Source organism: Ralstonia sp. 25mfcol4.1 (genome assembly GCF_900104095.1).
Lineage (GTDB): Bacteria > Pseudomonadota > Gammaproteobacteria > Burkholderiales > Burkholderiaceae > Cupriavidus.
Genome location: NZ_FNJO01000001.1, coordinates 142,656 through 156,607, shown reverse-complemented (window position 1 = coordinate 156,607; position 13,952 = coordinate 142,656). Strand labels below are relative to the sequence as shown.

At 62.0% G+C, this 13,952-nt stretch carries 11 protein-coding genes and 1 tRNA gene; 9 read left to right on the top strand and 3 right to left on the bottom strand.

Translation table 11 applies throughout. The annotated features are described in order from the left end of the window. Positions 1-229 precede the first annotated feature (229 nt). The 9 genes from der (at position 230) to BLQ58_RS00620 (ending at position 12,388) form a co-directional block, all read left to right on the top strand. Complete coding sequence (gene der, locus BLQ58_RS00660) at positions 230-1,573, top strand: ribosome biogenesis GTPase Der (RefSeq protein ID WP_092594104.1); 1,344 nt, start codon at positions 230-232, stop codon at positions 1,571-1,573. A gap of 211 nt (positions 1,574-1,784) precedes the next feature. Beyond that, a complete protein-coding gene (gene hfq / locus BLQ58_RS00655; RefSeq protein WP_066733804.1) occupies positions 1,785-2,024 on the top strand; it encodes an RNA chaperone Hfq in 240 nt (79 codons plus the stop codon). Positions 2,025-2,289: 265 nt separating this feature from the next. Further along, positions 2,290-3,546 (top strand): GTPase HflX, encoded by a 1,257-nt coding sequence (gene hflX / locus BLQ58_RS00650; protein ID WP_092594103.1) that lies wholly within the window; start codon positions 2,290-2,292, stop codon positions 3,544-3,546. Positions 3,547-4,774: 1,228 nt separating this feature from the next. Next, positions 4,775-6,478: a group II intron reverse transcriptase/maturase gene (gene ltrA / locus BLQ58_RS00645; protein WP_092594102.1), complete on the top strand. Its 1,704-nt coding sequence runs from the start codon at positions 4,775-4,777 to the stop codon at positions 6,476-6,478. A gap of 122 nt (positions 6,479-6,600) precedes the next feature. Next, the gene (gene hflK, locus BLQ58_RS00640; RefSeq protein ID WP_092594101.1) at positions 6,601-7,941 is read left to right on the top strand and encodes an FtsH protease activity modulator HflK; all 1,341 of its coding nucleotides are present in this window, start codon (positions 6,601-6,603) and stop codon (positions 7,939-7,941) included. Positions 7,942-7,952: 11 nt separating this feature from the next. Next, entirely contained in the window at positions 7,953-8,858 is a 906-nt protein-coding gene (hflC, locus tag BLQ58_RS00635) for a protease modulator HflC (RefSeq protein WP_092594100.1), read from the top strand. 141 nt (positions 8,859-8,999) lie between these two features. Beyond that, complete coding sequence (locus BLQ58_RS00630) at positions 9,000-10,151, top strand: ATP phosphoribosyltransferase regulatory subunit (protein WP_092594099.1); 1,152 nt, start codon at positions 9,000-9,002, stop codon at positions 10,149-10,151. Positions 10,152-10,341: 190 nt separating this feature from the next. Continuing rightward, positions 10,342-11,685: an adenylosuccinate synthase gene (locus tag BLQ58_RS00625; RefSeq protein ID WP_092594098.1), complete on the top strand. Its 1,344-nt coding sequence runs from the start codon at positions 10,342-10,344 to the stop codon at positions 11,683-11,685. Positions 11,686-11,818: 133 nt separating this feature from the next. Continuing rightward, positions 11,819-12,388, top strand: a complete 570-nt coding sequence (locus BLQ58_RS00620; protein WP_092594097.1) for a phosphoribosyltransferase — start codon at positions 11,819-11,821, stop codon at positions 12,386-12,388. Positions 12,389-12,447: 59 nt separating this feature from the next. Here the strand turns inward: BLQ58_RS00620 and BLQ58_RS00615 are convergent, their stop codons facing one another. The 3 genes from BLQ58_RS00615 to BLQ58_RS00605 all read right to left on the bottom strand — a co-directional run bounded on the left by BLQ58_RS00615 (position 12,448) and on the right by BLQ58_RS00605 (position 13,926). Then, positions 12,448-13,059 carry an NAD(P)-dependent oxidoreductase gene (locus BLQ58_RS00615; protein WP_092594096.1) on the bottom strand — a complete coding sequence of 204 codons (612 nt, stop codon included), beginning with the start codon at positions 13,057-13,059 and terminating at the stop codon, positions 12,448-12,450. Between the two features lie 63 nt (positions 13,060-13,122). Continuing rightward, positions 13,123-13,557 (bottom strand): Rrf2 family transcriptional regulator, encoded by a 435-nt coding sequence (locus BLQ58_RS00610; protein ID WP_092594095.1) that lies wholly within the window; start codon positions 13,555-13,557, stop codon positions 13,123-13,125. Between the two features lie 282 nt (positions 13,558-13,839). Next, a tRNA-Leu gene (locus BLQ58_RS00605) sits at positions 13,840-13,926 on the bottom strand. Positions 13,927-13,952: the final 26 nt, after the last annotated feature.

Below are 13,952 nucleotides of genomic sequence, written 5' to 3'. Positions count from 1 at the left end.
GAAAGCGTGCCAGCGCACGCAAGGCCGCCCATGCCCCTGTCGCGTGGGCGGTGCCAATCCGGTAGCATGATCCCTGGTCGTGCCAACAACAGCGGGATGGGACTGCGGTTCCGTATCCGCCCCGACAGGAAAAGCGGCCAGCCGTAGACAAGTACGGTGGTTGTCGGATCAACATGACTCCGGAATTGCTGGGGGACGGCGCGTGCCGGCCCCTGTTTCCGTTTATTGAATGAAACCAGTTATCGCACTCGTCGGCCGTCCTAATGTGGGCAAGTCGACGCTATTCAATCGCATGACCCGCTCGCGCGACGCCCTCGTCGCCGATCTGCCGGGCCTCACACGGGATCGCCACTACGGCGAGGGCCGTATCGGCGATCGTCCGTTCATCGTGATCGACACCGGCGGCTTCGAACCCGTTGCCAAGGACGGCATCGTGGCCGAGATGGCGAAGCAGACGCGCCAGGCCGTGGTGGAAGCGGACGTCGTGATCTTCCTGGTGGACGGTCGCCTGGGGCTTGCGCCGCAGGATCGGGTGATCGCCGACTACCTGCGCAAGACCGGTCGGCGCATCATGCTGGCCGTCAACAAGGCCGAGGGCATGAGGTACACCTCGGTGGCAGCCGACTTCTACGAGCTGGGCATGGGCGATCCGTACGCGATCTCGTCCACGCACGGCGACGGCGTGAGCGAACTCGTCGACGAGGCGCTGGAGCTTGCCGTGCAGGAGCGGCCGGAACTGGCCGACCAGGACGACGCCGGCCAGCGCGGCACAAAGATCGCCATCGTGGGCCGGCCGAACGTCGGCAAATCCACGCTGGTCAACACGCTGATCGGCGAAGAACGCGTGATCGCGTTCGATATGCCGGGCACCACGCGCGACGCGATCTATGTGGAGTTCGAGCGTGGCGGCAAGCCCTACACGCTGATCGACACCGCGGGCCTGCGCAAGCGCGGCAAGGTGTTCGAGGCCATCGAAAAGTTCTCGGTGGTCAAGACGCTGCAGTCGATTGCGGATGCCAACGTGGTGGTGCTGCTGCTCGATGCCCAGCAGGACATTTCCGAGCAGGATGCGCATATCGCCGGCTTTATCGTGGAGTCGGGCCGCGCACTGGTGGTGGGCGTGAACAAGTGGGATGGCCTTGACGGCCACGCCCGCGACCGCGTGAAGCACGACCTGGAGCGCAAGCTCCAGTTCCTGAGCTTCGCGAACGTCCATTACGTGTCGGCCAAGGAACGTACCGGAATTGGTGCATTGCTGCGCTCGGTCGACGATGCGTACGCCGCCGCGATGGTCAAGCTGCCGACGCCGCAACTCACGCGAGTGCTGCAGGAAGCGGTGGAATTCCAGCAACCGAAGCGCGCGGGGGTGTCGCGCCCCAAGATGCGCTACGCGCACCAGGGCGGTTCCAATCCTCCGATCGTGGTCATCCACGGCAACGGACTGCAGAACGTGACGGACGCGTACAAGCGTTATCTGGAAAACCGCTTCCGGACGGCGTTCAAGCTCAAGGGCACGCCGTTGCGCATCGAATTCCGTACGAACAAAAACCCTTACGCCGAATCGAAGGATTGAGCCCAAAAGGTGCCGTTCCTCGTCCGAAGTTTCGTTTGCGTTCGTTTGGAACTGCGGCTAAATTCACGAGTAGCAGGGGAAGCCCTGCTGCGTTGATGCCAGCTTGGTACCGTTTTGATCTTTTTTCTGGCGCGTTTTTGCGCCAACTGACTTGAACCGGGGACTTTCGTCCCCATGATCCATCACTAAATCTATAATTTTGGAGTGTGCCATGAGCAACAAAGGGCAATTGCTACAAGACCCGTTCCTTAACGCGCTGCGCAAAGAGCACGTGCCGGTTTCCATCTATCTCGTCAATGGCATCAAGCTGCAAGGCAATATCGAGTCGTTCGACCAGTATGTCGTGCTGTTGCGTAACACTGTGACGCAAATGGTGTACAAGCATGCGATTTCTACCGTCGTGCCGGCGCGCGCGGTCAATTTCCGTGTGGATGATTCCTCCGAGGGCTGATTTTTCCTCGTTTGTGGGCGGCCGCATCCGCATGCGGCCGTCACGCTGCACGTTCCCGCCCCAGCTGTTCTCCGGCCTGCGCCGCGGGCGCTGCCCTGACAGGGCGGCACCTTCCGAATCCGGTTCCCGATCAAGCCTGCATCCGTCACCGAGCTCCTTGGCACTGGTGAGCGACAGCTTGCCGCGGCGAGTCCTGCCATTGTCTTGACAATCGGATCCAACCCCGTTTTCCAACCTATTTTTCCGGCGCTTGGCGTCCACCCGCTTGCAACCCAGAGCTACCTCCCAGACCGATCCTTCGCGCGCGATCCTTGTCGGCGTGGATTTCGGCAAGCATGACTTCCAGGAAAGCCTTTCCGAACTGTCGCTGCTGACCTCCACGGCCGGCTCGGTGCCAGTACACACGCTGACCGGCAAGCGATCGCGCCCCGATCCGGCGTTGTTCATCGGTTCGGGCAAGGCGGAAGAGCTCAAGGAGGCGGCGGACGCCCTGGATGCCGATGTGGTCGTCTTCAACCACGCACTGAGCCCGGCCCAGCAACGTAACCTGGAGCGATTCCTGGGGCGTCACGTGATCGACCGTACCGGCCTGATCCTCGATATCTTCGGCCAGCGTGCGCAAAGCCACGTGGGCAAGGTGCAGGTGGAACTGGCCCAGGTGCAATACCAGGCGTCGCGCCTGGTGCGGGCGTGGAGCCACCTGGAGCGCCAGAAGGGCGGTATCGGCATGCGCGGCGGCCCTGGCGAGCGACAGCTCGAACTGGACCGCCGGATGCTCGATGATCGCGCCAAGCGGCTCAAGACCGATCTGGCGCGCCTGCAGCGCCAGCACCATACGCAGCGCCGTGCCCGCGCCCGTAACGACACGCTCAGCATTTCGCTGGTCGGCTATACCAACGCAGGAAAGTCGACGCTGTTCAATGCGCTGACCAAGGCGCGGGCGTATGCGGCCGATCAGCTGTTCGCCACGCTCGACACCACCTCGCGCCGGCTGTTTCTGGATGGATTCGGCAATGTGGTGCTGTCCGATACGGTCGGCTTCATTCGCGACCTGCCGACGCAGCTGGTGGCGGCGTTCCGCGCCACGCTGGACGAAACGGTCCACGCGGACCTGCTGCTGCACGTGGTGGACGCGTCGAGCCCCGTGCGCCATGAGCAGATCGAGCAGGTGAACCGCGTACTGGCGGAAATCAACGCCTCCGACATCCCGCAAATCGTGGTGATGAACAAGATCGATGCGGCGCCGGAACTGCTGGAGCAGGGCCCTCGCATCGAGCGCAACGAGGAAGGCGTGCCGACGCGCGTGTTCATTTCGGCGCGTGATGGGCTGGGTCTCGATGCCCTGCGCGAAGCCGTGGTAGAGCTCGCCCAGTGGCTGGCTTCGCGGCCGGACGAGCCGGCCCCATTCGATCCGCGTCTGGAGGGCATTCCGCCCCCGGCCGGCGACGATGACTGGGACGCCGTGGACCCCCGCGAGGGCACCGAAAGCGGCCCGGATCGGGGCGCCGACCGCCCAGACTGATAGCCGTTCGCTGCGAATGGCGTGCCTATTGGGGGAATTTGAGCAAAAGTGATCAAGATGGCTGCTAGAATCCCCCTGTTCGTGCGACACGCACTTCGTGTCCGGCCGCTCTACGTTAAGAGCATCGACCTTTGTTGAGACAAGGGGAAGGCTTCGGCCTGAACCGTCCAATCTCAACCATTTCTTGCTTTGACAAGCCCAGTCGCAAGGCTGGGTGAGTCTATGTGTGGTGGGAAGGCCAGCGCATCGGCTAACTCGCAGCTTGCTTTCTGCTGGATGGATGTCCAGCCATTGCCCAAAGGCGGAGACGCTTGCCTTTGGGCAAGTTCTCGGTCAACGCCCTACGTTGGTAGGTGCGGGTGGGTATGCAGCGGCAGTTTTGTTGCATCTCCGCTACATAGCATTCAAAACCGGCCCGGTTGGGTCGGCGCTACGTTCTTTGGGACGCAGACCACACGCTCGCGAGAGCACGTCTGTCGTCAAGCGCCTGCCAGTATGGAGGCACTGAAGTAATGAAGTGAGGTTCCCGGAGCGTATAGCTCTGCGCGTTATGGTTCGGTCGAGTACACCCGAGAGGGTGCCCCGATAGAGAACCTGCTATGCGACTAGCAGTAGCCTAGGGAGACACGCGTCACTGGTTAACGGTGGGGTGTGAAGCTCTCCTGACAACGTAGCCCCCGCAAGGGTGCGTCACTATTGTGAGATAGAGGCGTAGAGACTCCGAGCAGCAATGGGGTTGAGGAGCCAGGCTGACTGGTATGGGCAACATATGTGAACTGCTGATAAACACCGTCAGGATTGCAGTGCCAAAGCTGCTGATAGGCACTAACCAAAAAGGTATGTGGCCGGATGTCTCGCTGGACAGTCGAGACACGTCGCCATGACGGCCACCGGTGGAGAGGCAGGCCCTAACCCGGTCTTGTAACGCGCAGGGAACGTGGTAAGCCCGTATGGCTGCCGGAGTGCTGGTTGGCTTCGGCAGGCGAACCGTAAGGGACGCTGTTGGCTGTGCGGGTATGGGAGGTTGGAGAAAGCGAATGCCGGGTTGTAATGATCCGGATAGGGGCTCGTTCCCCACGCGAAAGCGGGCAGACTTCCAACTGGTCTTTCGTCGCAAGACGGCTGACTGAACTCGCTTGTTTAATTTTCTTCCCTTGAGGGGTGACACGCCCCTCAAGGGGCGTGTTGTCTCTTCTGTTTGGGGAAGTCCTCAAGATAGGAGAGCAGCATGGAAGCATTGATCCGCAAGGATGAATCTGCGCCCTCCGGCATCCCCCAGCGATGGGGCGACATCAATTGGCGCCGCGTCGAACGGAATGTTCGAGCAATGCAGATTCGAATTGCGAAGGCAACACAGGAAGGGGATTGGCGCAGAGTGAAAGCCCTGCAACGATCTCTGACCCGCTCGTTCTCCGCCAAGGCATCGGCGGTACGACGAGTGACGGAGAACCAAGGTAAGCGGACGGCAGGTGTCGACCGCGAACTCTGGGACTCGCCTGAAGTCCGATGGGAAGCCATCGGGCGGTTGAAGCGCCGGGGGTATCGGCCCATGCCATTACGGCGGGTCTTCATCCCCAAATCCAACGGAAAGGAACGCCCTTTGGGCATCCCGACCATGTTGGACCGGGCCATGCAGGCGCTATACCTGCTGGCGCTGGAACCAGTGTCCGAAGGGACGAGCGATCCGAACTCTTACGGGTTCCGGAGCAATCGTTCCACTGCGGATGCGATGTCCCAGCTCTTTGTCTCCCTATCCCAAAAGGCTTCGGCCCAATGGGTGCTGGAGGCGGATATCCGCGGGTGTTTTGACCATATCAGTCACGACTGGCTGGAGCGCAACGTCCCGATGGACAGAGCAATCCTTCGGAAGTGGCTGAAGGCTGGCGTGGTATTTCAAGGCCAGTTTCAGGCGACCGAAGCCGGAACGCCACAGGGGGGCATCATTTCCCCGACCTTGGCAAACGTGGCACTGAATGGACTGGAACGACAACTGGTGGACTCCTTGCGGGCGAAACTTGGTGTTGTTCACACGAAGAAGCTGAAGGTAAACGTTGTGCGATACGCCGACGACTTCGTGATCACCGGTAGTACCCCGGAGGTCTTAGAGCACGAAGTTAAGCCATGGGTGGAAGAGTTCCTAGCAATACGGGGACTTTCGCTATCCACGGAGAAAACGCGGATCGTCAACATCGCCGAAGGTTTTGACTTCCTTGGGTGGCATTTCCGGAAATACTCTGGAAGGCTGCTCATCAAACCGAGCAAGAAAAACGCGCAAGCGTTTTATCGCAAGGTGAAGGAAGCAATCAGTGCAAACAAGACGGTAAAGCAGGAGGTCTTGATCCGATTGCTGAACCCGATGCTGCGGGGGTGGGCACAGTATCACAGCCCAGTGGTTGCGAAGGCGACGTTCAACAAGATGGAGCACCAGATTTTCCGGGCTCTATTCTGGTGGGCGAAACGGCGGCACCGAGAAAAGAACACCGAATGGGTGCGGAAGAAGTACTTCGCTTCGTTGGGTGATCGGAACTGGGTGTTCGGGACCGAGTTAGTGGAAGGCGATGGGGAAAAGCGCTGGCGGGAGCTGTACTCGCTTGCTAGCACGCCCATCAAACGGCACAAGAAGATTCGGGGGGACTTCAATCCCTTTGATCCAGCGCAGGAGATGTATGGCGAAAATCTACGTCGGGATCGCATGTTGGAAAACATGTCGCACCGGAAACAGTGGATCAAGTTGTATGTCGACCAGCGAGGCTTGTGCGCGGTGTGTCAATGCAAGATAACCAAAGAGACGGGATGGGATGACCATCACATCGTCTACCGAACCCACGGAGGTTCGGACGCTCTAGGGAATCGAGTATTGCTGCATCCCAACTGCCATCACCAAGTCCATCACCACGGTCGAACTGTTGTGAAGCCGGTGTTTGAAATTTAGATAGACACTTAGTAAGGGCTTGAGCCGTATGCGGTGAAATTCGCACGTACGGTTCTTAGGGGGGAGCAAACCAGCAATGGTATGCTCCTACCCTCCCAAACTTTCCCGGACCCGTGCCCTACATGCCCCTGTTCCCTCGGAATCCTGACTCGCACTTCGTGCCAGGCAGCCGCGCCGCGCGGCTTGCTCGCTGGCCGCGCCTGCGCGCCATCTTCTCGTTGAACGACCCGCGCTGGGGTCGTAACGGACAGGACGATGAAGACAACAAGGACAAAGGTCGCCAGCAGAACCAGCGGCCGCAGGACGGCCCGCCCGACCTGGACGAGTTGTGGCGCGACTTCAACCGCCGCCTGAATGGCCTGCTGGGCCGCAAGGACAATGGCGGTGGGGGGCAGGGCAATGGTTTTGGCTCGCGTCCGTCGGGCAAGGGCTCGAACGTCGGTATCGGCGTGATCGTCGCGGCCGTGGTCGGCATCTGGCTGGCCAGCGGCTTCTTCATGGTGCAGGAAGGCCAGACCGCCGTGATCCTGCAGTTCGGCAAGTTCAAATACACCACGGGCCCCGGTATCAACTGGCGCGCGCCGTGGCCGATCCAGTCGGCCGAGGTGGTGAACCTGTCGGCGGTGCGCTCGGTGGAAGTTGGCCGCGCCACGTCGATCAAGGACAGCAACCTCAAGGACTCGTCGATGCTGACGCAGGACGAGAACATCATCGACGTCCGCTTCACGGTGCAGTACGACATCCAGGACGCCAGCGAATTCCTGTTCTACAACAAGACCGACCGCGGTGGCGATGAAGAACTGGTGACGCAGGCCGCCGAGACGTCGGTGCGTGAAATCGTGGGCCGCAACAAGATGGATGCGGTGCTCTACGAGAACCGCGAGCAGATCGCCCAGGGCCTGGCGAAGTCGATCCAGTCGATTCTGACTGCTTACAAGACCGGTATCCGCGTGATCTCCGTCAACGTGCAGAGCGTGCAGCCGCCAGAGCAGGTGCAGGCCGCGTTCGATGACGTGAACAAGGCCAGCCAGGATCGCGAGCGCGCGATCAGCGAAGGGCAGGCTTACGCCAATGACATCCTGCCGCGTGCACGGGGCACGGCGGCGCGCCTGAAGGAAGAATCGGAAGCCTACCGTGCCCGTGTGGTGGCTCAGGCCGAGGGTGACGCCGCGCGCTTCCGCTCGGTGCAGACCGAGTATGCCAAGGCGCCGCAAGTTACGCGCGACCGTATCTATCTGGAGACCATGCAGCAGATTTACAGCAACGCGAACAAGATTCTCGTCGACGCCAAGGCGGGCAACAACCTGCTGTACCTGCCGCTGGACAAGCTGATGTCGCAGTTGCCGCAAGCTGCGGCGCCCGCATCGGCGCCAGGCGCGAGCACGCCGGCCACGACCGACACGCCCACGCCGGACATCCGTTCGCGTGAGTCGATGCGCAACCGCGACCGCGACGTTCGCTAAGGAGACCCGTCATGAACCGACTGATTTCCTTTGCCATTGGCCTGTTTATCCTGCTGGCGGTCGTGTCGTCGATGCTGTTCGTGGTCGATCAGCGTCAATATGCCGTGGTCTTCGCCTTCGGCGAGATCAAGCAGGTGGTGCGCGAGCCCGGCCTGCATTTCAAGCTGCCGCCGCCGTTGCAGAACGTGGTCTTCATGGACCGCCGTCTGCAGACGATCGACGTGGCCGCCAGCGAGCGTTTCCTGACCGCCGAGAAGAAATCGATGGTGGTGGACTGGTTCGTCAAATGGCGAATTACCGATCCCCGGAAGTTCTTCGTGGCATTCTCGGGCAACGTCCGCGGCGCGCAGGACCGCATGACGCAGCGTATCGACGCCGTGGCGCGCGAGGAGTTCGGCAAGCGCACTGTGGCCGATGTGGTGGCCGGCGAGCGTGACAAGGTCATGCAGAATATCCGCCTGGGCATGGCCGAGTATGCGCAGTCCGTGGGCGTCGAAATCCTTGATGTGCGCCTGAAGCGCGTGGACCTGCTGCCCGCGATCAGCGAGTCGGTCTATCGCCGCATGGAAGCCGAGCGCAAGCGCGTGGCCAATGAACTGCGTTCGACGGGCGCCGCCGAAGGTGAGAAAATCCGTGCCGATGCCGACCGTCAGCGCGAGGTGGTGCTGGCCGAAGCTTATCGCGACGCCCAGATCGTCAAGGGCGAGGGCGATGCCAAGTCGTCGCAGCTTTACGCCGATGCCTTCGGCAAGGACCCGAGCTTCGCCCAGTTCTGGCGCAGCATGGAGGCCTACCGCAATACGTTCCGCGACAAGGGCAACGTGATGGTGCTGGAGCCGAATTCGGACTTCTTCCGCTACATGCGCTCGGCGGGCGGCAACGCGGCACCGGCTCCGGGCAGCGGCGGCAAGAAGTAGCGCGCACGGCGCGCACCGGGCATCCTGCTTGAAGCGGGGGCCCTGAAACGCAACATTTGACAGAACCCCGGTCCGCCGGGGTTTTGTCCGGCTGGAGGGGCTTGCGCTCCGTCAGCCCGGATTTTGATAGAAGAGACCCCCATGTCCAACCGCTGGCTCCTGCCCGAAAACATTGCCGACGTCCTGCCGTCGGAGGCGCGCAAGATCGAAGAACTGCGCCGCCGCATGCTGGACCTGTTCCGCACCTATGGCTACGAGTTGGTCATGCCTCCGATGCTCGAATACCTGGAGTCGCTGCTGACGGGTACCGGGCATGATCTCGACCTGCGTACGCTGAAACTGGTGGACCAGCTGTCGGGCCGTACGATGGGCCTGCGTGCCGACATTACGCCGCAGGTCGCACGTATCGACGCGCATTTGCTGAATCGCCCGGGCGTGACGCGCCTGTGCTACGCCGGCAACGTGTTGCATGCGCGCCCGGCAGGTTTCCACGCCACGCGTGAACCGATCCAGATCGGCGCCGAGATCTACGGCCATGCCGGCCTGGAAGCCGACGTAGAAATCCAGGAACTGATGCTGGCTGCGTTGCAGGCGGCCGGTCTGGCCGATATCCGGCTGGATCTGTGCCATGCCGGCATTCTCGAAGCGCTGCTGTCGGCGTTGCCGTCGGTGCGTAATATCGAAGATGCACTGTTTGCGGCACTCGAAACCAAGGATGTGCCGGCCCTGCGCGAACTGACCGAGGGGTTGCCAGATACGGAACGCACGGCGCTGCTGGCGTTGCCGACGCTATACGGCGGCGTCGAAGTGATCGAGCGGGCCCGTGCTACGCTGCCGGCCAGCCCCGCCATTGGCCGTGCACTCGACGAACTGGCCGCCCTGGCTGGCCAGGTGCGGGGCGCAAGCGTGAACATCGACCTGTCGGATTTGCGCGGTTACCACTATCACAGCGGCGTGATGTTCACGGCCTATGTGGCGGGGCTGCCGAACTACGTGGCGCGCGGCGGCCGCTACGACAAGGTGGGTCAGGCTTTCGGACGCGCACGACCGGCCACCGGCTTCTCGCTCGATCTGCGCGAGGTGGCGGCCCTGTCGCCGGTGGAAGTCCGTGCGCTGGCTATTTTCGCCCCGTGGGACGCCGATCCCGCCCTGCGCGCCACCATTGCCGCGCTGCGCGCGACCGGCGAGATCGTGATCCAGTCGCTGCCGGGCCATACGCACGAGCTGGACGAGTTCAACTGCGACCGCCAGCTGCAACGCCAGGGCGATGCCTGGGTCGTAGTGCCGCGTTGATTCGCTGATTTTCGGTGCCGGCCGTTTCGTGCCGGTGCTTTTCCACCTGCTCTCAAATGACGGTTGCTGCCCGTGGTGGCCTATGATCGCCCGGAATGGATGGCAAACGTCTGTTCCTCGGACTCGTGAAAACCCGGAACCGTCGAACAACGAGAGTAGAATACGTTTTTAACCTTCTGACCAATTCAACATGTCCGCATCCGCAGTAGGCCAGGGACGCAATGTCGTCGTGATCGGAACCCAGTGGGGTGACGAAGGCAAAGGGAAAATCGTCGATTGGCTTACCGATCATGCAAAAGGCGTGGTGCGGTTCCAGGGCGGCCACAACGCTGGCCACACCCTCATCATCGGCGGCAAGAAGACCATTCTGCGACTGATCCCGTCGGGGATCATGCGCGAAAGCACGGTCTGCTATATCGGCAACGGTGTGGTGCTGTCTCCCGAGGCGCTGTTCCGTGAAATCGAGGAACTCGAGGGCGCTGGCCTGCAGGTGCAGAACCGCCTGCGCATCTCTGAAGCCACCACGCTGATCCTGCCGTACCACGTTGCCATCGACAAGGCGCGCGAGGCACGCCGTGGCGCCGCCAAGATCGGTACGACCGGTCGCGGCATCGGCCCGGCGTACGAAGACAAGGTGGCCCGCCGCGCGCTGCGCGTGCAGGATCTGTTCGATCCGAAGCATTTCGCCGAGCGTCTGCGCGAGAACGTCGATTTCCACAACTTCATGCTGACCCAGTACCTGGGGGCCGAAGCCGTGGACTATCAGCAGATCCTGGACGAGATGCTGGCCTACGCGCCGCGTCTGAAGCCGATGGTGGCCGATGTGTCGGCCGAGCTGTACGCCGTGAACGCGGCAGGCGGCAACCTGATGTTCGAAGGCGCGCAAGGCACGCTGCTGGACGTCGACCATGGCACGTACCCCTTTGTGACGTCGAGCAACTGCGTGGCCGGTGCGGCCGCCGCTGGCGCCGGCGTGGGCCCGGGCCGTCTGAACTACATCCTGGGCATCACCAAGGCTTATTGCACGCGCGTGGGTGCAGGTCCGTTCCCGAGCGAACTGTATGACAACGACAACCCGACCCGTCAGGACGCCGTGGGTGTGCGCCTGGCCAACGTCGGCAAGGAATTCGGCTCTGTGACCGGTCGTCCGCGCCGCACGGGCTGGCTCGATGCCGCCGCGCTGAAGCGGTCGGTGCAGATCAATGGCGTATCGGGCCTGTGCATGACCAAGCTCGACGTGCTCGACGGTCTGGAAACGATCAACCTGTGCGTGGGCTACGAGCTTGACGGCAAGCAGGTGGACATCCTGCCGCGTGGCTCGGACGCCGTAGCGAACTGCAAGCCGATCTACGAGGAATACCCGGGCTGGAACGAATCGACGTTCGGCGTGAAGACCTGGGACGCGTTGCCGGAACAGGCTCGCGTGTATCTGAAGCGCGTGGAGGAAGTGGTCGGCATTCCGATCGACATGATCTCGACCGGTCCGGATCGCGACGAGACGATCCTGCTGCGCCACCCGTACCAGGTCGCCTGACGCGACGGAAATATCCGTGAGCATGACCGTGGCGCCATGAGCGTCGCGGCCTCACAAAGCCATTCGGCCCGCGACATGCGGGCCGATGCTTTATCCACTGGCCGATGAAGCGGCCAATTGAAGAAAAGACGCCATGAACCTGCCAACCAATGACGAGGAGAACCTGTGGGTCTCCTGGGATGAGTATCACCGCCTGGTCGCACGCCTGGCGCTGAACGTGCATGAGTCGGGCTGGAAGTTCGACAAGATCCTGTGCCTGGCCCGTGGCGGCCTGCGCGTGGGCGACCAGATGTCGCGCATTTTCGATGTGCCGCTGGCCATCCTGGCCACGAGCTCGTACCGCGAAGCCGCGGGCACGCAGCAGGGCGACCTGGACATCGCGCAATACATCACGATGACCCGTGGCGAGCTGTCGGGCAAGATCCTGCTTGTGGACGACCTGGTCGATTCCGGTGTCACGCTGGAACGCGTGGGCCGTCATCTGAGGGAACGCTATCCCGCGGTCACCGACGTGCGCTCGGCCGTGCTCTGGTACAAGGCGTGCTCGAAGGTGGAGCCCGACTATCACGTGACGTTCCTGCCGTCGAATCCGTGGATCCATCAGCCGTTCGAGGAATACGACACGCTGCGCCCGCACAATCTGGCCGCCTGGCTCAAGCGCGGCAAGCGCGCCAGCCTGCTGGAAGACGATAGCGCCGCCTGAGCGTTTCGTTTGTTCCCCACACCCGAGCGCGGGTGTGGGGCGTCCACCACGGGTCGCGATCAGTACCCGACCGTGAACCGTTCCCGCACATGCTTCGGCTGCTCGATTTCGTCGAGCATGGCGATCGCATAGTCTTCCATTGAGATCCAGCTCTTGCCATCGGCGGCGGTGAGCAGATCTTCGTTCCCCAGTCGGAATTTTCCGGTTCGCTCACCCGGCGTGAACAGGGCCGATGGCGAGAGGAAGCTCCACGCCAAGGCCGTTTCGCCGCGCAGGGCATTGAGGAAGTCGCGGCCAGCCGATGCCTCGGCCTTGTAGGCATCCGGGAAATTTGGCGTATCGACGAGTTGTACGCCGGGTGCCACGAAAAGGCTGCCTGCTCCGCCTACCACCAGCAGTCGCTCGACGCCAGCGGCCTTGACCGCGGCCACGATCTGTGCGGCGCTGGTCTGCAGGAAGCGCACCGTGCTGATCACGACATCGCTGCCGCGCAGCGCATGGGCCAGGGCCGATGTCTCGGCCACGTCCACGTCACATGCCGTCACGCCTTCTCGGGCGGGGAGTTTCGACGCCTGGCGGGCGAGGGCGGTCACGGTGTGGCCGCGGCGCAGGGCTTCATCGGTCAGGCGGCTGCCCACGTTACCCGTGGCGCCAATGATGGCGATCTTCATGATGGATTCCTTCAGGCTAAGGTTTATGTGAAACCAGTGTGGTTACATATCGAGGTAAAAAAATCAGCGCTTGCGGCGCCGGGCGGCATGCTCGACCTCGTTGAGCATGCTGGCAATCGTGATTTCCGCGAGCGATGCATCCATGGCGGCCTGCGCACGATCGGCCACGGCCTGCAGGGCGCCGGTGATCTCGCGGCCCACCATGCAAGCCGGATTCGGCGCGCTCTGGTGCAGCGTGATCAGCGCCGTAGTCTCGGTGGCGCGGAAGACGTCGAGCAGTGTGATGTCCGACGCGGGCCGCGCCAGCATCGCACCGCCGGTGCTGCCCATCGCCGTGGTCACGAAACCGGCTTCGGTCAGGGTGCCGATCATGCGGCGGATCAGCGCGGGGTTGGTACCCACGCTGCCGGCGATCATCGACGACGGCATCGGCCCCTCGGACTGCGCCAGCAGGGTGAGAATGTGAACGGCGACGGCAAACCGGCTGCTGGTGCTCATGCGGAAATCTCAATGTGAAACCATCATAGTTACAGATCGGCCAACCGTCAACAATCGAGTTGAATGGACGGGCTGCTGTACTTTTCGCGATGGAAATTGCGAAGATGGCGAGATAATGCCGGAATCGGCACTGAAACTGATACACTCATCCACGGCTCGAAGTCAGAAAAGAGCCACGGACAAGGCAACAAGGCCAACAAGGCAAGAGGGAGAGAATTTGAAGGATTCAGCAGCAGAAAACAAAAAACCCGCAACTCACGTTGCGGGTTCCTTGCTGAATCTTGGTGCCCAGGAGAGGACTCGAACCTCCACAGTGTTGCCACCGCTAGGACCTGAACCTAGTGCGTCTACCAATTCCGCCACCTGGGCAGGTGTCGAAACAACCGAAGCGGCCA